The sequence below is a fragment of the Vreelandella venusta genome (genome assembly GCF_015689495.1).
GTDB classification, from domain to species: Bacteria; Pseudomonadota; Gammaproteobacteria; order Pseudomonadales; family Halomonadaceae; genus Vreelandella; species Vreelandella venusta.
In genome coordinates this window covers 2159818-2185301 of sequence record NZ_CP065135.1, presented here as the reverse complement: position 1 = coordinate 2185301, position 25484 = coordinate 2159818, and the positions used below count along the sequence as shown (strand labels likewise).

Genomic DNA, 25484 nt, shown 5'->3' with positions numbered 1-25484 from the left:
CCCGGGTGGCGCTCATCATGCTCAGGTTAGCATAGGCAATCTATCTAGCCTTGTGAGCGGTGATCCGCAAGGGCGGCTGCAACGGCTTCTTCCCATTGGCCGGCGGTAATTTCCCAGTGCGCCATTTCATCCAGATCCGGCGCGCCTTCTGAGGCTGCATTGAGTTCTTCAGGGGAGTAGCGTTCAAAGCAGTGCTTGGCGAATGCTTTGGTTTTTCCATCCCGAAGCTGATCAATCATTTCCATGCTATTTATCCTTTCCTTGGTGGTGGTTCCTACCTTGCCATTAGTGGTTTTAGGCAAGGCGTTATGACTGCGTCATTAGTGTAGCGGTTTGGCCCCCTTTCTGCCCAGTATGCCGCTCGCTAGGGGTTAAAGTGCAGCATCCACAATAATTTTCACTGCAATGCCTGCCAGCAACAGCATGATGAGATTATCAAACCAACGGTGCGGTAAGCGTTTACCGAGCTGTGCGCCAATGGGCATGGCGGCGAGAATGACGAATAGCGCTATAAAGCTGTAAAGCGTGCGTTCCCGTGTGAGTATTTCCGCACTCAGCAGCGCCGGTATTTGCACGCAAGTGATAGCAACAAAAAACACCGAGATAGAGCCGATGAATACGCGGCGCTCCAATTGCATGGCGTTTAAAAATGTCACAGAGGCGGGGGCAGACATACCTGCAGCACCCTGAAGAACGCCAGCCAATAAGCCGACAGGCAGTACGATGCGGTTAGCAATAGCGAAGGGAAGAGCGAGCGTTCGCCTAGCTATTTTGATCACTAAATAGAGCACGATCGATGCCGCCACCCCGAGCGATAAAAGCGTGGGGGATAGCACAACTAGTCCCCATGTGCCCAGCACAATGCCTAATCCACCTGATAGTGAGAAGGCGGCGAGAAATCGCAGCGGTAACAAATGGTGGCGATATTGCCATACTTGTAACATGTTACTGAACAAGTTGGGGGCAATTAACACGGCAATCGCCAGCTTCACGTCGTAAAGCATGGTGAGTACAGGGACTACAATGACCGGCACACCAGAACCGATAGCACCTTTGATGATGCCTGCTGCGATCAGCGTTAAAAGAGCAATAATCACGGTGAGTTTCCTGGGGGATCAGGCGCAGCGCGGTTGGGCTGCGCCTGATGAAATCGATATTCGCTAAATTAGTTACTTTAGAACATAGCAGGGTGTATATGCTTGTCCATCAAGTTTCATGCGTCCTTGGGCGACAAATGAGGTTAATAGCTCGTCTAAGCGCTGCATGAGTTCTGGTTCCGCGGTTAACTCAAAAGGTCCATGGGCTTCAATTGCTCGAATCCCTGGTTCTTTAACGTTACCCGCCACAATGCCCGAAAAAGCACGCCGTAAGTTGGCCGCTAGTTCATGGGTAGGCTGCTGACGATGAAGCGCTAGACCACGCATAGCTTCATGGGTGGGTTCGAAGGGGGCCTGAAAGTCGCGGGCAATGGTAAGGCGCCAGTTGTAGTAAAAAGCATCCTGATGCTTACGGCGGAAGTCGGCAATCGCGTCAATCTCTTCACGCATTTTACGTGCGACGGCCACAGGGTTGCCGGTAATAATCGTGTAGTAGCGGCGGATATCCTCGCCCAGCGTATAGACTAAAAATTCATCGATTTTCTGAAAGTACTCAGCGGAATCGGCAGGGCCGGTAAACACGAGCGGGTAAGGAATATCGTGATTGCTTGGATGAAGCAGAATTCCCAGCAGGTAAAGAATTTCTTCTGCAGTACCTACGCCTCCGGGAAAAACAATAATACCGTGCCCTAAGCGCACGAATGCTTCGAGCCGTTTCTCGATGTCTGGCATGACAACCAGCTCGTTAACGATAGGGTTGGGCGCTTCGGCTGCAATAATGCCTGGTTCAGAAATGCCCAAATAGCGGCCATCTTTACGACGCTGTTTTGCATGGGCAACGTTAGCGCCTTTCATGGGGCCTTTCATGGCGCCAGGGCCGCAGCCGGTACAGATGTCTAAATCACGCAAGCCAAGGTGATAACCAACGTCCTTGGTATATTCATACTCTTCTCTGGAAATCGAGTGGCCACCCCAGCACACCACCAAACTTGGATCGCGTCCGGGCTTTAGCGTGCCCGCCTTGCGCAGGATATGAAACACGGCGTTAGTTGTGCCTTCGCCCGTGGTTAAGTCAAACCGCTTGTGGTGTTGGATCTCGTTGTAAACATAAACTATGTCGCGAAGAATTGATGATAAGTGTTCACGTATACCACGAATCATTCGTCCGTCGACAAAGGCTTCGGCGGGCGCATTGGTTAGCTTAAGACGTATGCCTCGGTCTTGCTGTAAAACTTCAATATCAAAGTCTTTGTAGGCTTCCATAATGGCCAAACTATCATCCGTTGGGCTGCCGCAGTTAAGCACCGCAAGTGCACAGCGGCGTAGCAGATCATGCAAGCCACTTTTAGAGGTGCTTTTTAAGCGGTTAACCTCATGCTGGGAAAGCACTTCGAGGCTGCCTTCCGGGGAAATAATGCTGGAAATGGTGGCACGCGGCACTGGAGGTTGCGTCATTAGTCTGGCTGTCCCTAATCATATTGTTAACGAAACCACATACTATCATGGCCTTTACTAACTGAATTAAAACAATAAGGGTAGTGTGCTCCTTAGCGTCCGTTAAACGGCGGATTGTGCTACCCTGTGCTTTCGTTGAGAGCACACGGTGGCTAGTCAAGATGGCGCTTTATTATGTTTAATGCCCAGTATTTTCGGACGTTTATAACGTTAGTGGAAACAGGGAGTTTCACACGAACTGCGCGCCGTCTGGAGATGACGCAGCCTGGCGTCAGCCAGCATATCCGCAAGTTAGAAAGCTATTTGGATAAACCGCTGATAGAGAGAAAGGGCAGAAGTTTTACGCTAACGGAGTCTGGACGAAGGGCTTATGATTATGCGCTGAAGCTATTTGCCGAGCATGAGCAGTTTCGCCATGGTTTAGATGACGACTCACTGGATAGCGGCGAATGCCGGATTGCTTCTCCTGGCAGTGTTGGGTTGATGTTTTACCCTTTTATTCTTGGCCAGCAGCAGATGCACCCTAACTTAACGGTCAACTACAGTTTTGCTTTTAATCACGAAATCGTTAATGACCTGCTTGAAGGCCGCTACGATATTGGCATCGTAACTGAGCAGGTCAACCATACCGAACTGACCTGCACGGTATGGCACAAAGAGCCATTATGCTTAGTCGTACCTGCTGATTTCGCTGGTAGCACGCTTTCCGACCTGATGGGCATAGGCTTTCTTAATTATTACGACGGTATTAATCACGCCAATGCACTGCTGCGCGCTAATTATCCAGACGAATTTCGTTCAATGACGCATTTTCGGCATCAGGGATTTACTAACGAAGTGAGCATGGTGCTGGATGCAGTCGCTCGAGGGTTGGGATTTACCGTGGTGTCACGTTTGGTGTTAGAGACCTCTCCTTGGCAGCGCCAAGTAAAAGCCTTGGCGCTGCCTCAAGGGATTAATGAAGTGCTCTATCTGCTGCGTCGGCGCGATTCAGTCTTGCCGAAACGTTATGAAAAGCTGCTGGAGGGCTTTCATCACCAACGCCTGCAAGAAAAAACGCCCCTGGTGCCCGAATAACGGGCGCCAAGGGCGTTTAAGTGTGTTGGCTTAAGAGCGTATGCGGTGAGTATTAACGGCGATATTCGTCAATGCTAGGGCAAGTACAGATAAGTTGCCGATCGCCGAATACGTTATCAACGCGGTTAACCGCAGGCCAGTATTTTGACGCAGCAACCGCCTCTGTTGGGAAAGCGCCTAGCTTACGGTCATAAGGGCGCTGCCACTCGCTATCCATCAAATCTGCTTGGGTATGAGGGGCATTCACCAGCGGGTTATTATCCAGCGGCCATTCGCCCTTTTCGACACGCGCAATCTCTTCTCGAATCGCGATCATGGCATCACAGAAGCGATCAATTTCATAGAGTGACTCAGACTCAGTGGGCTCGATCATCAGTGTGCCTGGCACAGGGAATGACATGGTCGGCGCATGGAAGCCGTAGTCCATCAGCCGCTTGGCAATATCTTCTTCACTGATACCGGAAGCACTCTTAAGCGGGCGAATATCGATGATGCACTCGTGGGCGACATTGCCGTTCTGGCCACGGTAGAGAATCGGATAAGCACTCTCTAATCGCTTGGCAATATAATTGGCATTAAGAATAGCCAGCTCAGTGGCTTCACGAAGCCCACGTGCGCCCATCATCTTAATGTATGCCCAAGAGATCGGCAGAATTGACGCGCTGCCAAATGCTGCAGCGGAAACCGCACTATTTTCTGGATTAACACCATTAATAGGCGTAACCACGTGATTGGAAACGAAGGGGGCAAGGTGAGCTTTGACACCGATAGGGCCCATGCCCGGACCACCGCCACCGTGGGGTATGCAAAATGTTTTGTGCAGATTAAGGTGTGAGACATCACCACCGAAGTCACCAGGCCGCGTCAACCCTACCTGAGCGTTCATATTGGCACCATCCACATACACCTGGCCGCCATGCTGATGTACTACCTCGCAAACCTGGCGAACATGGGACTCAAATACACCGTGAGTGGAGGGATACGTGATCATTACGGCAGATAGCCGATCACTGTGCTGCTCGGCTTTACGCGTTAGGTCATCCAGGTCAATATTGCCATTGGCGTCACACTCAACCACGACAACGTCCATGCTAAGCATGGCGGCCGACGCTGGGTTGGTGCCGTGGGCAGAGCTGGGGATTAAGCACACATTACGATGAGCTTCTCCTTGTGCTGCCTGATAGCGACGAATGGCCAGCAGACCTGCATATTCACCCTGGGCACCCGAGTTGGGTTGCATAGAGATATGGTCATACCCCGTCACTTCCACTAAGAAGGCGGCTAGCTCATCAATCATTTGATGATAGCCGGCCACTTGATCGCGAGGGGCGAACGGATGGAGGTGCGCAAACGCAGGCCAGGAGATCGGAATCATTTCACTGGTAGCGTTTAGCTTCATCGTGCACGAACCCAGCGGGATCATAGCGTGAGCTAAGGAAAGGTCTTTATTTTCGAGACGTTTCAAATAACGCAGCATCTCGGTTTCACTGCGATAACGGGTAAACGTAGGATGTTCCAAAAAGCTGCTTTCACGCCGATACAGCGCAGGAATGCCGCTGAGCTCGTCATTAATGACCTGTCCATCAAGCGCTGCGACGGACAAGCCGTGCTCATCGCCTAACAGCACATCAAACAGCGTCGCGACGTCGTGAGCCGTTGTCGTTTCATCCAGGCTAATGCCCACATCGCCATTGGCGAAGTAATGAAGGTTGATATCATGCGTCATGGCGCGGCCATGAATTTTACCCGCATCTACCTGGGTCAGACGGAGCGTATCAAACCAGCTGTCGTTTGCTAACGTGACCCCACCTTGCTTAAGGCCTTCCGCTAGCAAGGTAGTGAGGCGATGTACGCGGCCTGCAATTTTGCGAAGACCTTCTGCACCATGGTAGGTGGCGTAGAAGCCAGCAATATTCGCCAGTAGTGCCTGGGCAGTACAAATATTCGAGGTCGCTTTCTCGCGGCGGATATGCTGTTCGCGGGTTTGCATGGCCATGCGCAATGCAGTGTTACCGCGGCTATCTTTGGAGACACCAATAATGCGACCTGGAATCGAGCGTTTCAGCTTGTCGGATGTAGCAAAGAAGGCAGCGTGTGGTCCACCAAAGCCCATCGGGACACCAAAACGCTGAGAGTTACCGACAACGATATCAGCGCCCATTGCGCCTGGTTCTTTAAGCAGCACGAGGCTCAATAGATCCGTGGCGACGCACGTCATGATGCCGCGTTCTTTGGCGGCGCTTAGTAGCGGAGAAAGGTCCGTGATGTTGCCACTGGCGGAAGGGTATTGCACCAGGGCACCAAATACATCGTGTTCCGCCAGCGTTTCAGCAGGACCACTGATTAGCTCAAAGCCAAAAAACTCCGCGCGAGTTTTAATAACGTCTATTGTTTGTGGAAATAGATCATCGGCAATAAAGAAAGCCGTTGACTTACTCTTCTTGTTACTGCGCTTGCAAAGCGCCATCGCTTCCGCAGCGGCAGTCGCTTCGTCCAGCAATGAAGCATTGGCAAGCTCCATGCCGGTTAAATCCATAATGACCTGCTGGAAGTTCAGCAAGCCTTCTAGTCGGCCTTGAGAGATCTCAGGCTGATAAGGCGTATAAGCGGTATACCAACCCGGGTTTTCCAGCACATTACGCTGTATGACCGCTGGCATGTGGGTACCGTAGTAACCTTGGCCGATGTAGCTTTTAGCCACACGGTTTTGGCGCGCCAGCTGGCTTAGGTAGTCTAATGCTTCGGCTTCGCTGCGTGGGACATCCAGGGCTAATTCACGGTCAAGGCGAATGTCGCTTGGCACGGTTTGCTCAATCAGATCTTCCATGCGCTGCAAATTGAGCGCTTTTAACATGGTGTCGACATCAGCGGGACTAGGCCCATTGTGGCGTTTGATAAAAGCATCATGGTCGGCCAGTTCGGCCAAACGGCGTGTTTCAAATGGCATGGGAGGGTTCCGAACGTAATGAGAAAACCGCGCAGGGTGAAACTAGAAAGCCTGCGGTACGCAGGCTTTCCGACTAATTAATCGTCTGAGCTTAGTGTTGCCTGGTATGCATCTGCGTCTAACAACCCTTCAAAGGCCGTGTCTGTCAGGCGCACTTTCATGATCCAACCACCTTCATAAGGTGCTTCATTGACTGTCTCAGGCGAATCTTCCAGTGCTTCATTCACTTCGATAACTTCACCGTTAACCGGTGAGTAAAGGTCAGAAGCCGCCTTAACAGACTCGATAACGCCAAACTCTTGGCCTTTGCTGAGTGCCTGACCAACTTCTGGCAGTTCAACGAAAACAACGTCACCCAACGCTTCTTGGGCATGATCAGTAATGCCGATCGTGACGGTACCGTCGTGGTGGTCAAGTACCCATTCGTGGCTTTCGGCATAACGAAGATTGGCAGGAAGATTGCTCATGATGATTCCCTTTATGAAACAGTTGTCTGGACAGGAGCATACTAACGCCTGTCGTTCGCCTTGGCGACTATTGGCCAGTTCTATGTCAGGCGATCTGCGCCCTATGTTAACGTGTTTCCAATCGGAAACAAATTTCTTCAGCGCCCCATGATGGCAAAAAAAGCGCGTCGAGTTTCCTGATGTTTTATATCTGCTAGTTTTTTTGAAAACAGATGCATTCTCTACTGAGTTGCGACATGACAATGGATGCGCACTAGGAAAATGGTGTAAAACATGCAAATTATGCGTTTTTTCAAAGCGTGAGACGCGCTATGGTGGAAACGTTTGATAACCTCAGCAGCAAAAACAAGGCAGCTTGACTGCCCGGTACCCATAATAAACGAGCTAACGAACAGGGTAAGGAGAAACACGTGGAAATATTAACTAACCTCCTAGGGGCAATTAACGGTGTCGTTTGGGGCCCGATAATGTTGGTCCTACTGCTAGGCGTAGGGATTTACTTACAGATTGGCTTGAAACTAATGCCGGTTAGAAAGCTCGGTGTGGGTTTCAAGCTTATGTGGAAGGGCCGCGACTCTAAGCCTAGTAAAGCAGATGCTGACCAGACATCTGCTGACAAAGATGGTGAGATTTCACCTTTTGATGCACTGATGACGGCGCTATCTGCGACGATTGGCACGGGTAATATCGCGGGCGTGGCAACGGCTATTGCGCTGGGTGGCCCAGGCGCGGTGTTCTGGATGTGGATCACTGCATTAGTGGGGATGGCCACTAAATTTTCCGAAGCGGTTCTTGCTGTACGCTATCGTGAGACCGATAGCACTGGCTACCACGTGGGTGGCCCGATGTTCTATATAAAGAATGGTCTCGGCAAGAAATGGCTCTGGCTGGGTGGGCTGTTCTCTTTCTTTGGTGCGGTAGCGGCTTTCGGAATCGGTAATACCGTACAGTCAAACTCTGTAGCGGATGCTATGGAATCTACCTTTGGTGTTCCGCATTGGCTAACTGGCGTAGTGATCATGGTGCTGGCGGGGGCTGTTATCCTTGGCGGCATTAAGCGCATTGCAAAAGTAGCCGGTAAACTAGTGCCCATCATGGGGATTGCTTATGTGATTGCTGGTTTGCTGGTATTGATCGTCAATGCAAGCCAAATTGGTGAAGCATTTGGTTTGATTTTCTATTATGCCTTTAATCCGATGGCAGCAGCGGGTGGCTTTGCTGGTGCAGCGGTAATGGCGGCTATCCGGTTTGGTGTGGCGCGCGGTATTTTTTCGAACGAAGCAGGTTTAGGTAGTGCGCCTATTGCACACGCAGCCGCGCAAACCAAAAACCCAGTTCGCCAAGGTCTCATCGCCATGCTGGGTACCTTTATTGATACCATCATCGTTTGTACCATTACGGCACTGGTTATTTTGACCTCTACGGTATGGACTGAAGGTGAGGCGGGCGCATCGCTAACGGCGCTTTCGTTCGACGCCGCCTTGCCCGGTTTTGGTAATCAGATTGTTGCGGTTGCCCTGGCTGTGTTTGCCTTTACTACGATTCTTGGCTGGTCGTTCTACGGCGAGAAGTGCTGTCAGTTCCTGTTCGGTACACGTTCAATTATGCTGTATCGCGTGCTGTTCGTTCTGGCAATTCCGTTGGGCGCTGTCGCACAACTTGGCTTTATTTGGCTGATGGCGGATACCTTTAACGCTATGATGGCCATTCCGAACTTGATCGCGCTGGCGCTACTTTCGCCAGTGGTATTCAAGCTTACCCGTGATTACTTTGCAGGCAAAGACGTGCTGCCTGGTGAAGCGTTGGATCACGATAAGTAACCCCTATTCAACGTAATACGGGCCGATAAGATGTAATAGAGCCGGGAAGCCAGTCATGGCTTCCCGTTTCTCTTTCTCGACCGAGGAAATCCCATGACCGACCTTAAACAGACGCCACTCCATGAATTGCATCTTTCGCTAGGAGCCAAGATGGTTCCCTTTGCGGGTTATGACATGCCGGTGCAATACCCATTAGGTGTTAAGAAAGAGCATGAGCACACACGTCAGCAATGTGGGCTGTTTGATGTTTCTCACATGGGCCAAATAACGGTTTCTGGGGATAATGTTGCTAAGGCGCTTGAGTCACTGATCCCCGCGGACCTAGTGGGACTAAGCAAAGGTGAACAGCGCTACGGGCTATTTACCGGAACTGATGGCGGTATTATCGATGATCTCATGGCCGTCAATGCAGGCGATCATTTTTATTTGGTCGTCAATGCTGCTTGTAAAGAGCAGGATATTGCCCATCTGCGCACCAATCTTGCTGCTACTCATCACATTGAGGTACTCGACCGAGGGCTACTGGCTCTGCAAGGCCCACAAGCACGCGATGTTATGAAGCGACTGTGCCCCGAGGCGTGTGAGCTGACGTTTATGCAGCATGGCCGCTTCACAATGGCTGGGCAGGAAGTCTGGATTAGTCGAAGTGGTTATACGGGTGAAGATGGCTTTGAAATATCAGTTGCTGCTGATGCATGTCAGGCATTGGCAGAGCAACTGTTAGCTGAACCCGAAGTTGAAGCGATTGGCTTGGGAGCGCGTGACTCGCTGCGCCTAGAAGCAGGGCTGTGTTTGTACGGTCACGATATGGATATGACGACAACGCCAGTAGAAGCTGGGCTTATTTGGGCGATTGGTAAGCCTCGCCGACACGGTGGAGAGCGTCCGGCAGGTTTCCCTGGAGCGGATCTTATTCTGCACCAAGTAACCGCGAAAGATCACACGCGTAAGCGGGTAGGCTTAGTGGCAGAAGGGCGGGCACCAGTAAGGGAGGGGGCGCTCTTAGTTGATGCGCAAGGTAATGAAATCGGTGTTGTCACTTCCGGTGGCTTTGGACCAAGCGTTGGTAAGCCAATTGCCATGGGGTACGTAGGGCGTGAATGGGAAGCGCCTGAGACCACCGTTTATGCGCTGGTGAGAGGTAAACAGCTGCCGATGGTGGTGACACCTACCCCGTTTGTGAAGCCAGGCTATTATCGCGGTTAAATTACTGCGGTTAATACAGCCACCGTTCATGAAAAAAGCCCCTGATGTTAGGGGCTTTTTTAGGTCATCTTAATACTTGTCGGGGGTCGATCGGCTTACCACCTTGGCGCAGGTCGAAAAGCAGATCGTAGCGCTGCGTTGTGCTGCTTTGGCCGACGTCGCATAGCGGGTCGCCTGCGCTTACTTGCTGGCCGACACGGACTAAAATACGCTCACACAGTGCGTAGACGGTCTGCAAGTTATCTGCATGGTGAATAATGACAACATCACCAAGCTGGCGCATTCCATCGGCAAAACGCACTTCACCTGGCGCAACTGCTTGGGCTTTGGCTCCTGCCTGGGTGGCCAGTAGCATAGGCTGTAGCGTACCACGGCTATCGGCACCAAAGCGGCGCACAATCCGGTAGTCCTCTAAGGGCCAAGGCCAGCGACGTGCAGAAGCCGGTAGGCTTGTGCTTGGCGTCGGTGCTGCTACTGCTGGCCGACTTGTGCTGGAGCTGCGAGAAGTGCCGCTACTAAGCGGTACACTGACAATTTGGCCAACCCTGAGCGCTGTGGGCGAGCTGCCTGGATTGGCGCTCTGTATACGCCCAGCTGTGGTGCCAAAATGACGCGCGATGCTTGAATAAGTATCGCCAGGCCGGATCTGGTAGCGATAGGGTCCACCAGAGGGCGCTCGCTCTTGCTGGGTAGGTATTAATAAACGTTGTCCAACGTTTAAGCGTTGAGCGTTGACTCCTGGATTGAAGCGTTCCAGACGCTCAAGTGGAACGTTTGCTCGGTTGGCAAGTTTTCCCAACGTATCGCCGCGCTGTACCTCTACCCATTCACCGTTTATTTGACCGGCAGTGCTGCTGGGCACAGGATTATTTTGATCATTTGAGGAGGGAGAGCCTGCACATCCCGCTAACATCGTTGCTAGCGCACAGGCTGCTAGCCACCGAACTAATCGTGGTTGGTTTGCTTGGCTAGCAAGGCGTCTTTTTCCTGCCAGAGTGAATTGATCCATGCGTGGAAACGTTCCTTGTGCTGCTGTTCTTCGTGATAGTTGGCTTCGTTCATCCATTGGGGAATGGCGAGTTGCCTTGCGTTAAGTGTAATGCAAGCTTCTTTTCCACATAGAAAACCCCAGAAAGTGGGCGTTGGATTTTCATAGCTGATGGTGACATCCAAAATTCCATCCAGTTTGTCGCCAAGCAGGCTAAGTACCTGTGAGACACCGCCAGCCTTGGGTCTCAGTAAATGGCGATACGGGCTTTGTTGCTTTTCCCGTTTTGCCACGGTAAAGCGTGTTCCCTCGACAAAGTTAAATATTGCAATGGGTGCATTTCTAGCTTGTCGGCAAACGCGCTCAGTTGATTCACGGTCGATAGTGGCGAGTTTAGGGTTCTTGGCAAGTTGCTCACGACTGAAGCGTCGCATAAAAGGGAATTCTAACGCCCAAAATGCCAGTCCGACGATAGGAATCCAAATTAACTGATGTTTCAAAAAGAACCGGGGCATTGGAATGCGGCGATGCAATGCCATAAACAGAATGAAGATATCTGTCCAACTGCGGTGGTTTGAAATAACCAGCCACCATTGCTGTGGGCTGAGTGAGTCCGGAATGCTGATAGTGACATCAGGTTTGATCCACCGACGCATCCACCACAGGTTTGCGCCAATCCAATTGAGCGCCACGCTGCACAGGCCATCAAGAATTCTCTGTTTTTGACGTCGACCTGGGGTGATGACCTTTAGCAGCGTTAACAAAATGAGTGGTACGCCCCAAAACAGCGTCGTTAGCGTCAGCAGCAGTAGGCTGATGACTCCTTTGGCAGTAGACATACCACGATTCCTTTTACGTATGATGACACTAGTGGTGCAATTCCAGCGATAGGTGGCCAATCTATAGCAACCCCGCGTAAATGCTAAAGGATCACGCCCACGCTGCCCAGTATATTACGAAACCTTAGCATGCTTAATGAGCGTGTTTGGGCGTTAGTGTCGGCGTATTGATGCCTTCGATTAGCACTTTGCTTAGTGCTTGTGCGGCGACCGATAGTTCATGATGCGTCAGTATGCCAACTCGGCAGGCAATGCCTGGTGAGGTTAAGGGAACACAGTGGGCACCGAGTTGGTGCATTTGCTGAATACACATTGACGGTACGGCACTTACACCTAAGCCATCTGCCACCATTCTACCAACGGTTGAGAGCTGATGGCTTTCAAAAGCGACCGGTAAGTCAATACGTTGTTTGGCAAGCCCCTGCTCTAGCAATCTGCGCACCATTGATGGGCGTTGCAGAGTAATAAAATCCTGTTGCAGCAGTGTGGCCCAGCTCAGTGTGTTGGCCTGGGCCAAGCCTGATTGGGGTGGTACAACAGCGATAAATTGATCTTCAAAGAGCGGCGTAAACGTTAAACTGCCGGTTCCTTCGGGTAAAAAGGCAATGCCTATTTCCACTTGGCGAGAGCGCACCATGTCGATGACTTCTTCGTTGATAACATCATGGACAGTGATATTGATTTTTGGATATTGCCGACGGAAGGTAACCAAAGCGCTAGGCAGTAGATTACAGGCAAAAGAGGGCATGGCTGCTACGCTTAAACGGCCAAGCTGGAGAGTGAAGCGCTGGCGAAGTCGCTCCTCAGTATTATCCCACTGAGCAAGTAAATGCTTCGCCAGGGGGATAAGCGTTTCACCCTCAGGTGTGAGTCGGACGCTACGGGTACTGCGTATCAACAGTTTTCCCCCTAGCGAATCTTCAAGCCCTTTGATGGCCAGGCTGAGCGCTGGCTGAGACAAATGCAGACGCTCACAGGCTTGGGTAAAGCTCAGAGTTTGGGCTACCGCAAGGAAAGCGCGAAGTTGCTTAACGGTCATACTGGCCCTTTGATGAGTTTTTTATATAAATTGATAAGAAAAACAAACTTAACAAATATATCATCTGGTACAACACTGGCTATACAGATCCAATCGCATCATACCGACGCGTGCAACGTACCACTGATAATAATGCGAGGCATAACAATGGCAGGATTTGATAAGCGTGTATCTTCCTATGAGGAAGCGATGGAAGGTATCGAAAGTGGCATGACCGTTATTGCTGGCGGTTTTGGCCTTTGCGGCATTCCTGAAAATTTAATCGCTGAGATTAAACGTCGGGCTGTTACTGACCTCACGGTAGTGTCTAACAATTGCGGTGTTGATGGTTTCGGGCTAGGTGTGCTGCTCGAAGATCGCCAGATTAGCAAAATTCTCGCTTCTTATGTTGGCGAGAACGCAATGTTTGAACAACAAATGCTTAACAACGAAATTGAAGTTGTGCTAACACCCCAAGGCACCTTGGCCGAGAAAATGCGCGCCGGTGGCGCAGGTATTCCCGCATTTTATACGGCTACTGGTTACGGAACGCCTATCGGTGAAGGTAAAGAGGTGCGTGAATTTAATGGTCGCCACTATATTTTAGAGGAAGCTATTACCGGTGACTTTGCGATTGTTAAGGGCTGGAAAGCAGATCGCTACGGTAATGTCGTATATCGACATACGGCACAGAACTTCAATCCTATGGCAGCCACCGCAGGCAAGATAACGGTTGTAGAAGTTGAGGAAATTGTTGAACCAGGCGAGCTGGAGCCAAGCCAGATCCATACCCCCGGTATCTATGTGGATCGCATTATTCAAGGCTCATTCGAGAAGCGCATCGAAAAACGCACGGTACGTAGCTGATCGCTCTCTGGTTTAGACATTTTTACTCAATAAGAGGTATACACCATGGCTTTAACACGTGAGCAAATGGCGCAGCGCGTTGCACGCGAACTTGAAGATGGTTTTTACGTTAATTTAGGTATCGGCATACCTACGTTGGTTGCCAACTATGTGCCTGACGGTATTGATGTCATGTTGCAGTCCGAAAATGGACTGCTGGGCATGGGGCGTTTTCCCACCGAAGAAGAAGTTGATGCTGATATGATCAACGCCGGTAAGCAGACGGTCACCGCTCGCCCCGGGGCTGCTATTTTCTCTTCAGCAGAATCATTTGCCATGATTCGTGGTGGCCATGTAGACCTGACCGTGCTGGGGGCTTTTGAAGTGGACCAAGAGGGAAATATTGCGTCATGGATGGTGCCAGGTAAGCTCATCAAAGGGATGGGCGGCGCAATGGATTTGGTTGCTGGCGCAGAAAACATTATCTGTACCATGACGCACGCTTCGAAACACGGTGAGTCCAAGTTGCTGGAAAAGTGCACGCTTCCTTTAACAGGGGCAGGGTGCATTAACCGCGTATTGACCGACCTCGCTTATCTGGAAATTAAAGACGGTGCTTTTATTCTCAAAGAGCGCGCACCGGGGGTCAGTGTTGAAGAAATTATAGAAAAAACAGCTGGCAAACTGATTGTGCCCGATCATGTTCCAGAAATGACGTTTGATGTTGAATAACCCTTAGTCGACTACGCGAGGCGTGAGCTAACCCGCTCACGCCATTTCGCAGCGCGTGTGGTAAGGCAGTAGGATTTCAGCAGTGCGCTCATGACCGTCGCCGACATGTTTTTGCACGAGTGCTAGCCCCCCCAGGCAAAGGCGATGCTCATCACCTGAGTGGAAAACAGTTTTTTGTGGCATTGCAGGATAAAATCGATGCTCAAGTAGCGATGACACGGAAAATACGCCGTTTTGCTGCCCCTCGAAACTAGGCATACCGCATGCTTCAAGCTGGCTATGCAAAGTGTCTAGAGGCTCACCAATCGTTGAGCAGTCGAAACCTGCGTGATGCAGTCTAGGGCCCATTATCGATAGCCAGGCGGCGAGGGGGTGCGCCTGTTGCAGCTGTTGATAGAGTGCCCAAGAGGGCATTGGCCATGGGCGTCCTCGGCATAGCAAATTTTGCCCTTGGCAATCGGCCGGATGGCTTTGTAGTACGAGCTGCGTGAGTGCTTCGCGGGGGGCTTTTGAAAGCGTTCCCAGCTGCAACTCTGCTAATACTAGCCAACTGCTATTGTCATTAGGTGCAAGTAAATGCACTAAAAGGCCTTTATCAGCCATAGCGTAATGGCCAACTGAACGGTAGCCCATATGGGCAAGGCTGGGGTTGAGCTCGCTAGCAGCAAAGGGACCATAGTTTAGTGTTACTAAGGTTAAATACTCGGCTGTCGTGCTGAGTGGCCATAATCTTAGGCCGCCAAGGTCTGGGTGCGTATGCATGTAGTCCAGCCAAAGCTGTTGAACAAACTCCTCTCGCTGCATTGGGGTACCCTCGCCGCCTAATCGAACATCACATGAGTTGTCACATGGCTGTGATACTTCATTATAGGCAAGCGAAGATTTGGTTGTTCAACGGGTGTTAACGTCAGTTTTAACGCCAGGGTTCAGAAGCCGGGTTAAGAAGCCAGCAGCTGCTGTTGACGGACAAATTGGTCGAACTCAGTAAAACCACCTATGTGTTGTTGGTCAATAAACACCTGAGGAACGGTATGGATAGGCTTGCCAGCTGTTTTTGCAATATCTTCCTTGGTAACGCCTTCTGAGGGCATATCAACGTAGCGGTAGCCTTCTATCTTTCCGTTACTCTCTAAATGCTCTGCGAGAAGTTTTGCGCGTACGCAGAAAGGGCATGACATGCGGCCAAAAATTACCACAAACATCGTAGAAACTCCTTTAGGATAAAAATGGGTTGCCTATTGTGGCGTAGCGCATGCAGTTTGGCTAATAGCGCTACACTACATGCTCCATTAAGCCGTGTTATGGGTGAATGTTTAATAATTGGAAGAGCGTATGCGAACCTTAGCTGCCCAAGAATATCCGCGCTTAGCTGAATTGGCGCTGCATTATCGAGATACGTATCTGCGTTCAATGAAGCAGTCGAGTCATTATAACCCTTGCCTTGGTGTCGATGCATTGTGCTTCCAGCCCTGGGAAGAAGGGCATGCGTCGCTACTGGTAGGTGCGTTAATAACACCTTGTGCAATGTGGTTAGTGGTTGTGCCAAGTCTGGATCAGCATGATTCCTTGGGGGATGTACTACGTCTCACCCTGCCTTCTGGCCATTATTCGCTTTCATATGAACAGTTGCCCAACGGCAGCGAGCTCTATAAACGCGTCATTCTGGAGGATCTAAATGATCTAGCAAGTATGCAGGAAGCTGCGCGATTGGCCCAGCGCATGATGACGCAGCTAATGGTGTCTGATGGACCTTCTCCAGAGGGTGGTTAGGCAGCAAAGTCTACTTCTATCTAGGCTGTCTGTTTTTACATTTTTACTCTGAATAATCTCGGCAAAAGGAACGTTTATGTCTTCTGAAAAAGCTGTTATACCCCGTGTTGCTGTGGTCACTGGTACCAGTAGCGGTATTGGTGAAGCGGTGGTGAAGCATTTCTGCAAACAAGGCTTTCAAGTGTTAGCCGTGGACTTTAATCCGGCTGGAAAAGAAGTCGCTGAGGCGGCTGGCGCCGCATTTTACCAAGGGGACTTAACCGACCCCGATGCGTGCCGCGGAGCAATTGCTGAGGCGGTTAAGCGCTTTGGTGGCGTCGATATCTTGGTTAATAATGCAGGTATTCAGCACGTCGCTTCCATTGAAACGTTCCCTGAAGAGAAGTGGCGCCAAATCATTGATTTAATGCTGACGGCTCCGTTTTTGCTCACCCAGGCAGCATGGCCGCATATGCGTAAAAAGGGCTGGGGGCGTGTGATTAATATTGCGTCTGTGCATGCGCAGGTAGCTTCACCTGGCAAAGCCGCTTATATCAGTGCCAAGCATGGCATGATTGGACTAACGAAAACCGCTGCTTTAGAAGGAGGTGAGCAGGGGATTACCGCTAATACGATCTGTCCTGCCTATGTAAAAACACCACTGGTAGATAATCAGATCGCCGACCAAGCCAAGCTTCATGGCATGGGTGAGCAAGAAGTGATTGAAAAAGTCATGCTAAAAAACGCAGCGGTTAAGCGCTTGATTGAGCCATCCGAGGTTGCTGAGTTAGTTGCTTATTTAGCTTCCGATGCGGCAGGCGCAGTAACGGGAGCTAGTTGGAACATTGATCTAGGCTGGACCGCCCAATAACAGTACGTTGATGTCCACTCTTTGCGTCGTTGTTGCGCAAAGAGTGGACGAATTACCTGCGTACCGGGCGCTTCTGTAATTTACGTTGTAATGTGCGCCGATGCATACCGAGTGCCCTAGCCGTGGCTGAAATGTTGCCATCGTGCTCTTGCAACACCTTTTGAATGTGCTCCCACGTTATACGATTGATAGAGGGAGGGTTGTCGGCTAGCTCAATATTTGGGTCGCCATCCTGATGGTCAAAAGCTGCAATAACATCGTCAGCATCTGCTGGTTTACACAGATAGTTAACGGCACCGAGTTTGATGGCTTCTACTGCTGTGGCGATGCTCGAATACCCCGTTAATACCACAATGCGGCAATTCGGTGCGCTTGCCAGCATGTCAGGCAGTAACTTAAGCCCCGAACTATGCTCAAGTTTTAGATCAAGTGTCGCCATTGTGGGCATGAACTGCGTGATCAGTGTCATTGCTTGATCAGCATCATGGGCAACTTGCACCTCAAAACCACGACGCGTAAGCGCTCTGCTTAGCACGTGACAAAACATTTCATCATCGTCGACGATTAAAAGGCGTTGGTCTTGCGTCTGCATGATGTCCTCGATTTTCTGGCGAATGCTCTGCGTCGCTGTTACTTATCAGGGGCGGAACAAAGAGGCAAAGTTACTTCCGTTAACGTGCCTCCTTCCGGATGATTGTACAGGCTTACTCCACCACCGAAACGATTAATGGTGGCATGGGTTAAAAACAGCCCGATCCCCATGCCTTTGCTTTTGGTGGAAATAAACGTGTCGCCTAGTTGATCAGCAATCGACATTGCGATGCCGGGTCCATGGTCGCGAATATCAATGACAACGCTTTCATCTTGCCAATCCAGTCGAATAGCAATTTGCTCTGGGTTAGCGTCGGCGGCGTTATTCAGCAAATTGGTTAGCGCTTGATCTAATGTGGCATCGACGGCCAACCAGGGGCGGCCGCGTCTTTCGGCAACATCAAAAAAGTGGCTAACATCTGGCCTGATAACGAGCCAGCGTTGCACAACGGCAGCTAGCCACAGTTCAGCATCTAGTATCTCGGGTTCTGCCATGCGCCGACGGTCAGCCGTTGCAACAAGGTGTTGTAAGCGCGATTTGCACACTTCTACCTGCTGACGAAGAATGGCTATATCTTGTTGTAAGACAGAGTCATGAGGCGCATCTTGGTGCATTTCATTTAGTAGCACGGCCATGGTTGAAAGCGGCGTGCCAAGCTCATGAGCCGTGCCAGCGGCTTGGGTAGCGACAGCTAACACTTGCTCGTTGCGCAGCGCCGCCTCTCGCGTGCGAGAGAGTGCTTTATCGCGATTACGTAGGGCGTGAGCCATTTTGTAGATGAAGAACGTGACCAGCCCGGCTGATAAGCCGAAATTAAGCCACATACCCAATACATGAAGACTTAGTGGGCCGTCGCTGTTGATGTGACCCAGCTGAGGTATCGGGTGATAAAAGAACATCAGGTAGGTGTAACCTGCCATTGAACAGCCGGCGATGATCCATGCATGCCGCCAGGGAAGGGTTGCAGCGGCGATAGTGACTGGCACTAAGTAGTAAGTAATAAAGGGATTTGTTGAACCGCCTGAAAAATAAAAGAGTAGCGTTAAGCCTGCAATATCGGCCAGTAAATGGGCAAGATATTCAAAATGATTAACCGCTTTTGGTCTGCCTAAGCGCCACCATGTGACGATATTCAGTATCCCCATTGCAATCACAACGCTGACGACTGCGGTCACTGGCAAGTCGAAAGCGAGCAACTCAATGCCAACGATAATGGCCAGTAAGAAACCGGTCCAGGTAATCCCCCTGACGATCGTTAATCGAACAAGGTTACGGTTAGGCGTCGAGAGCGGAAGAGGCAGGGCGGTAGGCATAGCGGAGTTACTTGCTCGATGTTTTCACGTTGTGAATCACATATTTTATAAATAACGTCATAACGAACGTCAGCCATCCCGCTGAGGCAAGCAGGTTGAATAGCAGCATTTTAGGCGGTAGCCAGGCACTGCCCAGTACGGCCTCTAACATGATATGGAAAAACATAGCGAGCAAGAGTGGTAGCGCTAGTGTATGTATCCACATGTCAGTGCGGCGCTTACGTACGTGGTAGCGTTTCAACAAGTAGCGCATTGGACGGTGCGCCCAGCCGAATAACACGAGCGCGCCAACAACGAACAAGACAGCCAGTGTCGGTTCGGTACTCCCATAATACATCGAAAAGGATATTGACCAGGCAAGGCCAAGCCATAGTAATCCTTCAATACTAGCGATTATGTCCGCATAGCGACGCACATTCTGCATAAAAAACTGAGTCCTTGACCTTACAAAGTGCCGCCATGATACGACACTTGGGAACGGCTGTGGGATGGATAGGGGAGATTTATCCGTTACCCGTATTGGGTATACTGTCCTGACTCTTTGACTAAATTCATTTCTGCACAGGACTTGCCGTGGACGCTATTACGTTAACTCGCCCCGATGATTGGCATCTTCATTTACGTGATGATGAGGCGCTAAGCGCTGTGGTAGGTCATACCGCCGCCCAAATGGGGCGTGCGATTATAATGCCTAATTTAACGCCGCCGATCACCACGACTGCTCAAGCAATAGCGTATCGGCAGAGAATTTTAGCCGCGCTGCCCGAAGGCAGTGCGTTTGAGCCATTGATGACGCTCTATTTGACCGACACGACGCCGCCTGAAGAAATCGAGCGTGCTGCTGAAAGTGGTGTCGTAAAAGCCGTGAAGCTGTATCCCGCGGGTGCAACCACTAACTCTGCATCAGGTGTCACGGACATTGCACACTGCGATGACACTATTGCGATGCTAGCCAGCGTTGGCATGCCGCTGTTAGTGCATGGTGAGGTGACCGATCATGAGATTGATATTTTTGATCGAGAGGCGGTGTTTATTGAGCGGGTGATGAAACCGCTTTTGGCTAAACACCCTAAGCTTAAGGTAGTGTTTGAGCATATTACGACCCAGCAGGCTGCTGAGTTTGTTGCAGCGGCACCTGATAACATTGCCGCTACGATTACGGCTCATCACCTGCTGTTTAACCGCAACAAAATGCTGGCGGGTGGTATTCGTCCGCACTATTACTGCTTGCCGATATTGAAGCGTGAGCAGCATCGCCAAGCGTTGTTAAAAGCAGCGACCAGTGGCAGTCCTAAATTCTTTTTGGGGACCGATAGTGCGCCTCATGCCCAAGGCGATAAAGAGTCTAGCTGCGGCTGCGCAGGAGCATACACAGCGCCTGCTGCCATTGAACTCTATGCAACAGCCTTCGAAGAAATGGATGCCTTGGACAAGCTAGAAGCGTTTGCCAGTCTAAACGGACCGCGCTTTTATGGATTGCCAGTTAATGCTGATAGCGTGACGTTGGAGCGTCGTTCATGGAACCTGCCAGCGCATTATCCCTATACAGCTGGTCAGCATATCATTCCGTTAATGGCGGGTGAGAGCCTGGCATGGAAGCTGAAAGCGTAGCGCTTGATGGCAGGCCAAAAAAAACGGAGCCAACGGCTCCGTTTTGTTAACGCTTGAGGCACTTTTTCTGAGCTCTATTGCTTCATCTTACCAAGCGCGACCAGCATTTGATCTACCATCCGTGAGGAATGGTCAGCCGCGATGTCCAAAAATTGCTCGAATGACAGGTGATTGTCACCACTGCCGGGTATATCTGAAAGCGCGCGAATGACCACAAATGGGCAGTTATAGAGATGACATGTTTGTGCAATAGCGGCGCCTTCCATTTCAACGGCTAGCATGGTTGGAAACTGGGCGCGGGTAGTAGCGACACGCTCAGGGTCGGCCATAAAGGCATCCCCTGTGGCAACCAATCCCTCACGCACATTAACTTCACCTAATTCGGCAATGGCGTTACGGGCAATATCCCGAAGTTGCTTATCTGCTTGGTAGGCTGCAGGCATACCAGGTACTTGACCAATCTCATAGCCAAAGACCACGGCATCAACATCATGGTGGCGAACTTCATCTGAAATAATCACATCACCAATAGCAAGATCGCTCGCGAAGCCACCTGCGGAGCCGGTGTTAATGATCGCATCAGGTTGGTGCCGCTCAAGTAAAATCGCGGTGCCTACCGCCGCATTGACCTTACCTATCCCTGACTGCAACACAATAATTTCCAGGCCGTGGCGTGTGCCCGTATAAAAAACGAAGCCAGCATGCTCGTAGCGTTCAGCGTCTTCTAGCTGTTCTGCCAGTATATTCACTTCCTGCGCCATCGCGCCGATGATTCCGATTCGTTGCACTTGTGATTACTCCTTAAGAAATCGTTAACGGCAGTGGTGTTTGTATCACTACTGGTCTAGGCCTTTGTCGTGCCGTTCAGCGGCTTCTAGCGTGTTTTCAAGCAGCGTGGCAACGGTCATCGGCCCAACGCCGCCAGGCACGGGAGTAATGAAGCTGGCGCGCTCTGCCGCGGCTTTAAAGTCAACGTCACCAGTGAGCGTGCCGTCGTCTTGGCGATTAATGCCAACGTCAATCACGATAGCGCCCGGTTTGATCCATTCCCCTTTAACGATGCCAGGTTTGCCAACAGCGACAACAACCAAGTCAGCGCGGCGCACATGAGACTCAAGCTGCAGAGTGAAGCGGTGACATACTGTTGTGGTGCAGCCTGCCAGCATCAATTCCAACGCCATTGGCCGCCCAACAATGTTGGACGCGCCGACAACAGTGGCATCTAATCCTCGCACGGCAATGCCGCTGTGGGCGAGCATGGTCATAATACCTTTAGGCGTGCAGGGCCTGAGCGAAGGCATACGCTGCGCCAGACGACCAATGTTGTATGGGTGAAAACCATCGACGTCCTTGTCTGGACGAATCCGCTCTAGAATAGGGCGAGAGTCTAAATGCTCTGGCAATGGCAGTTGAACAAGAATGCCATCAACCGTTGCATCGTTGTTTAACTGATCGACCAGCGCTTCCAGTTCATGCTGCTGCGTATCAGCGGGTAGCGCATGTTGAAAAGACAGAATACCTGCCTGCTCACAGGCACGGTGTTTGTTGCTGACATAAACATGGGAAGCTGGGTCTTCCCCGACCACAACAACAGCTAGTCCAGGTGCCCGATCGCCAGCTTGCTGGCGCGCGCTGATTTTCTCGGCAACTTGCTGGCGGACATTAGCGGCGATGGCCTTGCCATCGATAAGTTGGGCGGTCATGTAATAGAATCCCTGTGAAGGTTAGAAACGAAGCTGGGTGACTATGTCTAGGCCGTGGCGTTTAAAGTATGGGAAGGGCGGCGGGTGGGCATCTTACCCGAACCTGTGTACCTGAACACCGATACTTAAACCCCGCTATCTATCACTCAGCACTTGAAATTACGTGGCTGAGCGCAGGAGGTCACGGGCTTTCGATAAGGGCTGATTTTCGCATGCTAGGGCGACGAGGCAAAGCTTCTAACGAATCAATCACTTTAGGTGTTGACTTTAATCTCAGAAATAGTAATATATGCCTCGCTTGAGACGGGACATGCAGCAGCGTCTAAGGTAAGAAATCGGGATGTAGCGCAGTCTGGTAGCGCGCCTGCTTTGGGAGCAGGATGTCGGGGGTTCGAATCCCTCCATCCCGACCACATACCTAGCGCGGAAGGTGGTAACTTGCTTTTCCGAACATTGGTTGTGGTCAAGTGCTCATCAGTATTCAGTCTCTTAGAATGCTTTATGTGCGCCCATAGCTCAACCGGATAGAGCAACGGCCTTCTAAGCCGTAGGTTGCGGGTTCGAGTCCTGCTGGGCGTGCCATTAAAGCTTTTGATGGACGCATTCGGTAAGACATGTAAGTCAGTACTTCATCAATGGTGGATGTAGCTCAGTGGTAGAGCCCCGGATTGTGGCTCCGGTGGTCGTGGGTTCGATCCCCATCATCCACCCCATTTGATGACGCATATTAATTGTATGCAACTCCAGTTTTAGGTTGTGGTGGATGTAGCTCAGTGGTAGAGCCCCGGATTGTGGCTCCGGTGGTCGTGGGTTCGATCCCCATCATCCACCCCATTAACCTTATTGTTATCCTCAGAAAACTCCTCTCGCGTTATCATTGCTTTTCCCCTTTATTAATTATTTTATTTGAAATCAAGCTGACCTATGTTCGGCTATTTTGCGTTTTTGGTCACTCATGTTTTAAACCTCTTCGTGTTTTAAGCCTCTTTCGCCTTATTTGCTACGTAATGCCTTTCCTAGGTTTTGTCTTTGATTCATTTTGTGTCCGAAAAATGTCTCTCTACCTGAAATTATTGCGAAATTTTCCTAGGCTTCTTATTGCGATACCGCCATAGCAGAGCGGGTAGGTCTGCGCTTGATGAACCGCTTAAAAAGGTCTTTAGTAAGCAGTGCTGGTGCGTTTTGATGGCTTTGGCGGTACGTGTAGTGAAGTCATCTATATTATTTTTTAATGCGATATTTGTTGCTGCTTTTTGGGCTTAAAACAGTTTTTTAAGCTATGTTATTGCTGCTTGGTTAGTGATATTTTTTAGTCAGTTATTTGTTGAAAATAATCATTTGATCTGTAGTCAGTATTTTCTTTTAGGGAGTGCAACACAATGGCACGTCAAACGGTGGTGTTAGGGGCAGGTATGGTTGGTGTTAGCATTGCATGGCACCTTCAGCAGCGTGGCCATCAAGTAACGCTAGTAGATCGCCGCCAACCTGGTCGTGAAACCTCTTTCGGCAATGCCGGCATTATCCAGCGCGAAGCGGTTCGCCCTTATGCTTTCCCGCGGGATATGAAAACCATCCTGAGCGTGCTGCCAAATAAGCGTGTTGATATTCGTTATCGACCTGCAGGCATGCTTAATGCTGCTTCGCCGTTGTTGAGCTACTGGCATAACTCCTCCAGCCGCCACTATAAAAAAATAGTGCCTGAGTATGCGTCATTGATACAGCTCTGTTTGAAGACTCACGGTCCTATGATTGAAGCGGCAAATGCTGAACACTTGGTTCGCCGAGAAGGCTGGCTGGAAATTTATCGTACGCCAGCAGAGCTAGAAAAACGCGTAAAAGAAGCACAAGACGCCCGGGATAATTTTGGTGTTCAGTTTGATGTCTTGGATCGCGCTGCATTAGAGGCTAAAGAGCCAGATTTAGGTAGCGATATTATTGGTGCTATTCACTGGCTTGACCCTTGGACAGTTGCCGACCCAGGTGGGCTGGTGGCCGCTTATGCCGATGCTTTTGTGCAACAAGGCGGGCGTATTTTGCAAACTGATATTAAGGGGTTGAAGCAGCAAGGTGGGCGCTGGCAAGTCGATACGGCTGCTGAGTGCCTAGAAGCTGATCAAGTTGTTGTTGCGCTGGGCCCATGGGCAGGTAGCTGGTTGAAAGGCTTAGGCTACCATTTCCCGACCTTTGTTAAGCGTGGCTATCATATGCACTACGCCACACAACCTTCTAAAAAGCTTCACTATTGGTTAATGGATGCGGAAGTGGGTTACTTGCTTGCCCCTATGAATGCAGGCGTTCGGTTGACCACCGGGGCTGAGCTTGACCGGCTTGAGTCGCCAGCAGATGAGCAGCAGTTAGCGGCTGCAGAAAAAGTTGCCCGCACGATATTCCCCCTTGCTGAGCGTCGCGATGCCTCTGCTTGGAAAGGCGCACGGCCATGTTTGCCTGACATGAAGCCTGTTATAGGGCCGGCTCCCAAGCATCAAGGTCTGTGGTTGGCTTTTGGGCATGGGCATCAAGGATTTACCTTAGGTCCTGCTACCGGGCAATTGTTGGCGGATATGATAGAAGGTGAGCCAACTGAGATTGATATGACGCCCTTTAAGGCTGACCGTTTCTAACCTGTGAAGTAGTGGTTGTCTAAGTGTCTGATAAGCGGGATGCTTGGTAGTAAAGCATGATGTTTGCTATGTTGGTAAAACATATTCAGATCGAGAGGTGAATGATGGATGTTGCCGTAAGCAACGCAGTGAGCACCGCACTCTATATGAATCAAGCACAATCTGCTGAACAAGCACAGATGCAGCTTTTTAAGCAGGCGCTTGATATGCAAGCACAGCAAGTGTCGGAAGTGCTTGCTTCTGCCAATATGGGCGCTCAGCCAAGCCTTGCCCAAGAGGGCAGCGTAGGGACTCAGGTCAATACTTACGCCTAGCCAAATAAAAATCAGTTCGAAAAAAAGCGCCGACATGTTCGGCGCTTTTTTAATTCCCCTTAACTGCTTTCCTAGTGGATGCCGTCGCTTTGCCAGAAAAATTGGTGTTGGAGACTGCCAAGCAAACCGTAGCTGACTTCCATGAAGTATGGGCGAAAGAAAAAGCCCATTTGCCGCTCACCAAGGCTATGATTGAAGCAATTGGGAAACACTTGCTA

The 25484-nt window shown here is 50.6% G+C and carries 25 protein-coding genes and 4 tRNA genes; 14 read left to right on the top strand and 15 right to left on the bottom strand.

The features are described from left to right. Positions 1–44: 44 nt before the first annotated feature. The 3 genes from IR195_RS10460 to ppnN all read right to left on the bottom strand — a co-directional run bounded on the left by IR195_RS10460 (position 45) and on the right by ppnN (position 2552). Complete coding sequence (locus tag IR195_RS10460) at positions 45–245, bottom strand: hypothetical protein (protein ID WP_206049706.1); 201 nt, start codon at positions 243–245, stop codon at positions 45–47. Between the two features lie 126 nt (positions 246–371). Continuing rightward, positions 372–1097 (bottom strand): sulfite exporter TauE/SafE family protein, encoded by a 726-nt coding sequence (locus IR195_RS10455; RefSeq protein ID WP_206049705.1) that lies wholly within the window; start codon positions 1095–1097, stop codon positions 372–374. Between the two features lie 72 nt (positions 1098–1169). Beyond that, on the bottom strand, positions 1170–2552 hold the full coding sequence (ppnN, locus tag IR195_RS10450) for a nucleotide 5'-monophosphate nucleosidase PpnN (protein ID WP_125748093.1): 1383 nt from the start codon (positions 2550–2552) through the stop codon (positions 1170–1172). Positions 2553–2726: 174 nt separating this feature from the next. Here ppnN and IR195_RS10445 point away from each other — a divergent pair, with 174 nt between their 5' ends. Then, positions 2727–3629, top strand: a complete 903-nt coding sequence (locus IR195_RS10445) for a LysR family transcriptional regulator (RefSeq protein ID WP_125748090.1) — start codon at positions 2727–2729, stop codon at positions 3627–3629. Positions 3630–3681: 52 nt separating this feature from the next. On the opposite strand, the gene gcvP is transcribed toward IR195_RS10445, so the two are convergent. Then, entirely contained in the window at positions 3682–6576 is a 2895-nt protein-coding gene (gene gcvP, locus IR195_RS10440) for an aminomethyl-transferring glycine dehydrogenase (protein WP_125748087.1), read from the bottom strand. Between the two features lie 77 nt (positions 6577–6653). Further along, a complete protein-coding gene (gene gcvH, locus IR195_RS10435; protein WP_206049704.1) occupies positions 6654–7043 on the bottom strand; it encodes a glycine cleavage system protein GcvH in 390 nt (129 codons plus the stop codon). A 410-nt stretch (positions 7044–7453) separates the two neighbouring features. Between gcvH and IR195_RS10430 the strand changes: the two genes are divergently transcribed. Both IR195_RS10430 and gcvT read left to right on the top strand, forming a co-directional pair. Then, entirely contained in the window at positions 7454–8863 is a 1410-nt protein-coding gene (locus tag IR195_RS10430; protein ID WP_206049703.1) for an alanine/glycine:cation symporter family protein, read from the top strand. Positions 8864–8956: 93 nt separating this feature from the next. Then, positions 8957–10069, top strand: a complete 1113-nt coding sequence (gene gcvT / locus IR195_RS10425) for a glycine cleavage system aminomethyltransferase GcvT (RefSeq protein ID WP_206049702.1) — start codon at positions 8957–8959, stop codon at positions 10067–10069. A 64-nt stretch (positions 10070–10133) separates the two neighbouring features. Here gcvT and IR195_RS10420 read toward each other — a convergent pair whose 3' ends face one another. The 3 genes from IR195_RS10420 to IR195_RS10410 all read right to left on the bottom strand — a co-directional run bounded on the left by IR195_RS10420 (position 10134) and on the right by IR195_RS10410 (position 12935). Then, a complete protein-coding gene (locus IR195_RS10420) occupies positions 10134–10982 on the bottom strand; it encodes a LysM peptidoglycan-binding domain-containing protein (RefSeq protein ID WP_216662326.1) in 849 nt (282 codons plus the stop codon). A 32-nt stretch (positions 10983–11014) separates the two neighbouring features. After that, entirely contained in the window at positions 11015–11896 is an 882-nt protein-coding gene (locus IR195_RS10415; RefSeq protein ID WP_125753580.1) for an acyltransferase, read from the bottom strand. 133 nt (positions 11897–12029) lie between these two features. Beyond that, positions 12030–12935 carry a LysR family transcriptional regulator gene (locus IR195_RS10410; protein WP_125748074.1) on the bottom strand — a complete coding sequence of 302 codons (906 nt, stop codon included), beginning with the start codon at positions 12933–12935 and terminating at the stop codon, positions 12030–12032. 147 nt (positions 12936–13082) lie between these two features. Between IR195_RS10410 and IR195_RS10405 the strand changes: the two genes are divergently transcribed. Next, positions 13083–13781 carry a CoA transferase subunit A gene (locus tag IR195_RS10405; protein WP_125748071.1) on the top strand — a complete coding sequence of 233 codons (699 nt, stop codon included), beginning with the start codon at positions 13083–13085 and terminating at the stop codon, positions 13779–13781. A 45-nt stretch (positions 13782–13826) separates the two neighbouring features. Then, positions 13827–14492 carry a CoA transferase subunit B gene (locus IR195_RS10400; RefSeq protein ID WP_206049701.1) on the top strand — a complete coding sequence of 222 codons (666 nt, stop codon included), beginning with the start codon at positions 13827–13829 and terminating at the stop codon, positions 14490–14492. Positions 14493–14528: 36 nt separating this feature from the next. Here IR195_RS10400 and IR195_RS10395 read toward each other — a convergent pair whose 3' ends face one another. Both IR195_RS10395 and IR195_RS10390 read right to left on the bottom strand, forming a co-directional pair. Then, on the bottom strand, positions 14529–15296 hold the full coding sequence (locus IR195_RS10395) for a VOC family protein (protein WP_146943410.1): 768 nt from the start codon (positions 15294–15296) through the stop codon (positions 14529–14531). A gap of 134 nt (positions 15297–15430) precedes the next feature. Next, the gene (locus tag IR195_RS10390) at positions 15431–15694 is read right to left on the bottom strand and encodes a GrxA family glutaredoxin (RefSeq protein WP_125748065.1); all 264 of its coding nucleotides are present in this window, start codon (positions 15692–15694) and stop codon (positions 15431–15433) included. 130 nt (positions 15695–15824) lie between these two features. Here IR195_RS10390 and hybE point away from each other — a divergent pair, with 130 nt between their 5' ends. Beyond that, positions 15825–16262: a [NiFe]-hydrogenase assembly chaperone HybE gene (gene hybE / locus IR195_RS10385; protein ID WP_206049700.1), complete on the top strand. Its 438-nt coding sequence runs from the start codon at positions 15825–15827 to the stop codon at positions 16260–16262. 76 nt (positions 16263–16338) lie between these two features. Continuing rightward, a complete protein-coding gene (locus IR195_RS10380; RefSeq protein WP_125748059.1) occupies positions 16339–17112 on the top strand; it encodes a 3-hydroxybutyrate dehydrogenase in 774 nt (257 codons plus the stop codon). A 52-nt stretch (positions 17113–17164) separates the two neighbouring features. Here IR195_RS10380 and IR195_RS10375 read toward each other — a convergent pair whose 3' ends face one another. From IR195_RS10375 to IR195_RS10365, 3 genes are read right to left on the bottom strand one after another with little or no spacing between them, the layout of a single operon-like run. Next, positions 17165–17704 carry a response regulator transcription factor gene (locus IR195_RS10375; RefSeq protein ID WP_083004453.1) on the bottom strand — a complete coding sequence of 180 codons (540 nt, stop codon included), beginning with the start codon at positions 17702–17704 and terminating at the stop codon, positions 17165–17167. Between the two features lie 38 nt (positions 17705–17742). After that, positions 17743–19017 (bottom strand): ATP-binding protein, encoded by a 1275-nt coding sequence (locus IR195_RS10370; protein WP_125748056.1) that lies wholly within the window; start codon positions 19015–19017, stop codon positions 17743–17745. Between the two features lie 7 nt (positions 19018–19024). Continuing rightward, a complete protein-coding gene (locus tag IR195_RS10365; protein WP_125748054.1) occupies positions 19025–19441 on the bottom strand; it encodes a hypothetical protein in 417 nt (138 codons plus the stop codon). Between the two features lie 149 nt (positions 19442–19590). Here IR195_RS10365 and pyrC point away from each other — a divergent pair, with 149 nt between their 5' ends. After that, complete coding sequence (gene pyrC, locus IR195_RS10360; protein ID WP_206049699.1) at positions 19591–20628, top strand: dihydroorotase; 1038 nt, start codon at positions 19591–19593, stop codon at positions 20626–20628. 74 nt (positions 20629–20702) lie between these two features. On the opposite strand, the gene mtnN is transcribed toward pyrC, so the two are convergent. Together mtnN and folD are read right to left on the bottom strand one after the other, a co-directional pair. After that, entirely contained in the window at positions 20703–21416 is a 714-nt protein-coding gene (gene mtnN / locus IR195_RS10355) for a 5'-methylthioadenosine/S-adenosylhomocysteine nucleosidase (RefSeq protein ID WP_206049698.1), read from the bottom strand. Between the two features lie 48 nt (positions 21417–21464). Next, on the bottom strand, positions 21465–22331 hold the full coding sequence (gene folD / locus IR195_RS10350) for a bifunctional methylenetetrahydrofolate dehydrogenase/methenyltetrahydrofolate cyclohydrolase FolD (RefSeq protein WP_125748045.1): 867 nt from the start codon (positions 22329–22331) through the stop codon (positions 21465–21467). A 336-nt stretch (positions 22332–22667) separates the two neighbouring features. Between folD and IR195_RS10345 the strand changes: the two genes are divergently transcribed. From IR195_RS10345 to IR195_RS10320, 6 genes are all read left to right on the top strand, one after another. Further along, positions 22668–22744 (top strand) — tRNA-Pro (locus IR195_RS10345). A gap of 92 nt (positions 22745–22836) precedes the next feature. Then, a tRNA-Arg gene (locus tag IR195_RS10340) sits at positions 22837–22913 on the top strand. A gap of 56 nt (positions 22914–22969) precedes the next feature. Next, a tRNA-His gene (locus IR195_RS10335) sits at positions 22970–23044 on the top strand. A 46-nt stretch (positions 23045–23090) separates the two neighbouring features. Then, a tRNA-His gene (locus tag IR195_RS10330) sits at positions 23091–23165 on the top strand. A gap of 545 nt (positions 23166–23710) precedes the next feature. Beyond that, the gene (locus IR195_RS10325; protein ID WP_206049697.1) at positions 23711–24952 is read left to right on the top strand and encodes an NAD(P)/FAD-dependent oxidoreductase; all 1242 of its coding nucleotides are present in this window, start codon (positions 23711–23713) and stop codon (positions 24950–24952) included. A gap of 104 nt (positions 24953–25056) precedes the next feature. Then, positions 25057–25266, top strand: coding sequence for a putative motility protein (locus IR195_RS10320; RefSeq protein WP_089040872.1), 210 nt, complete (start codon positions 25057–25059; stop codon positions 25264–25266). The last annotated feature ends 218 nt before the right edge of the window (positions 25267–25484 follow it).

What these genes read in the sequence shown, in the direction of transcription:
- hybE (WP_206049700.1), top strand. Translation starts at nt 15,825, where the DNA reads ATGCGAACCTTAGCTGCCCAAGAATATCCGCGCTTAGCTGAATTGGCG.
- IR195_RS10420 (WP_216662326.1), bottom strand. Translation starts at nt 10,982, where the DNA reads ATGTTAGCGGGATGTGCAGGCTCTCCCTCCTCAAATGATCAAAATAAT.
- IR195_RS10390 (WP_125748065.1), bottom strand. Translation starts at nt 15,694, where the DNA reads ATGTTTGTGGTAATTTTTGGCCGCATGTCATGCCCTTTCTGCGTACGC.
- IR195_RS10445 (WP_125748090.1), top strand. Translation starts at nt 2,727, where the DNA reads ATGTTTAATGCCCAGTATTTTCGGACGTTTATAACGTTAGTGGAAACA.
- IR195_RS10320 (WP_089040872.1), top strand. Translation starts at nt 25,057, where the DNA reads ATGGATGTTGCCGTAAGCAACGCAGTGAGCACCGCACTCTATATGAAT.
- IR195_RS10375 (WP_083004453.1), bottom strand. Translation starts at nt 17,704, where the DNA reads ATGCAGACGCAAGACCAACGCCTTTTAATCGTCGACGATGATGAAATG.
- IR195_RS10415 (WP_125753580.1), bottom strand. Translation starts at nt 11,896, where the DNA reads ATGTCTACTGCCAAAGGAGTCATCAGCCTACTGCTGCTGACGCTAACG.
- IR195_RS10325 (WP_206049697.1), top strand. Translation starts at nt 23,711, where the DNA reads ATGGCACGTCAAACGGTGGTGTTAGGGGCAGGTATGGTTGGTGTTAGC.
- IR195_RS10395 (WP_146943410.1), bottom strand. Translation starts at nt 15,296, where the DNA reads ATGCAGCGAGAGGAGTTTGTTCAACAGCTTTGGCTGGACTACATGCAT.
- IR195_RS10365 (WP_125748054.1), bottom strand. Translation starts at nt 19,441, where the DNA reads ATGCAGAATGTGCGTCGCTATGCGGACATAATCGCTAGTATTGAAGGA.
- IR195_RS10460 (WP_206049706.1), bottom strand. Translation starts at nt 245, where the DNA reads ATGGAAATGATTGATCAGCTTCGGGATGGAAAAACCAAAGCATTCGCC.
- IR195_RS10370 (WP_125748056.1), bottom strand. Translation starts at nt 19,017, where the DNA reads ATGCCTACCGCCCTGCCTCTTCCGCTCTCGACGCCTAACCGTAACCTT.
- IR195_RS10400 (WP_206049701.1), top strand. Translation starts at nt 13,827, where the DNA reads ATGGCTTTAACACGTGAGCAAATGGCGCAGCGCGTTGCACGCGAACTT.
- gcvT (WP_206049702.1), top strand. Translation starts at nt 8,957, where the DNA reads ATGACCGACCTTAAACAGACGCCACTCCATGAATTGCATCTTTCGCTA.
- ppnN (WP_125748093.1), bottom strand. Translation starts at nt 2,552, where the DNA reads ATGACGCAACCTCCAGTGCCGCGTGCCACCATTTCCAGCATTATTTCC.
- IR195_RS10380 (WP_125748059.1), top strand. Translation starts at nt 16,339, where the DNA reads ATGTCTTCTGAAAAAGCTGTTATACCCCGTGTTGCTGTGGTCACTGGT.
- gcvP (WP_125748087.1), bottom strand. Translation starts at nt 6,576, where the DNA reads ATGCCATTTGAAACACGCCGTTTGGCCGAACTGGCCGACCATGATGCT.
- folD (WP_125748045.1), bottom strand. Translation starts at nt 22,331, where the DNA reads ATGACCGCCCAACTTATCGATGGCAAGGCCATCGCCGCTAATGTCCGC.
- IR195_RS10405 (WP_125748071.1), top strand. Translation starts at nt 13,083, where the DNA reads ATGGCAGGATTTGATAAGCGTGTATCTTCCTATGAGGAAGCGATGGAA.
- IR195_RS10410 (WP_125748074.1), bottom strand. Translation starts at nt 12,935, where the DNA reads ATGACCGTTAAGCAACTTCGCGCTTTCCTTGCGGTAGCCCAAACTCTG.
- gcvH (WP_206049704.1), bottom strand. Translation starts at nt 7,043, where the DNA reads ATGAGCAATCTTCCTGCCAATCTTCGTTATGCCGAAAGCCACGAATGG.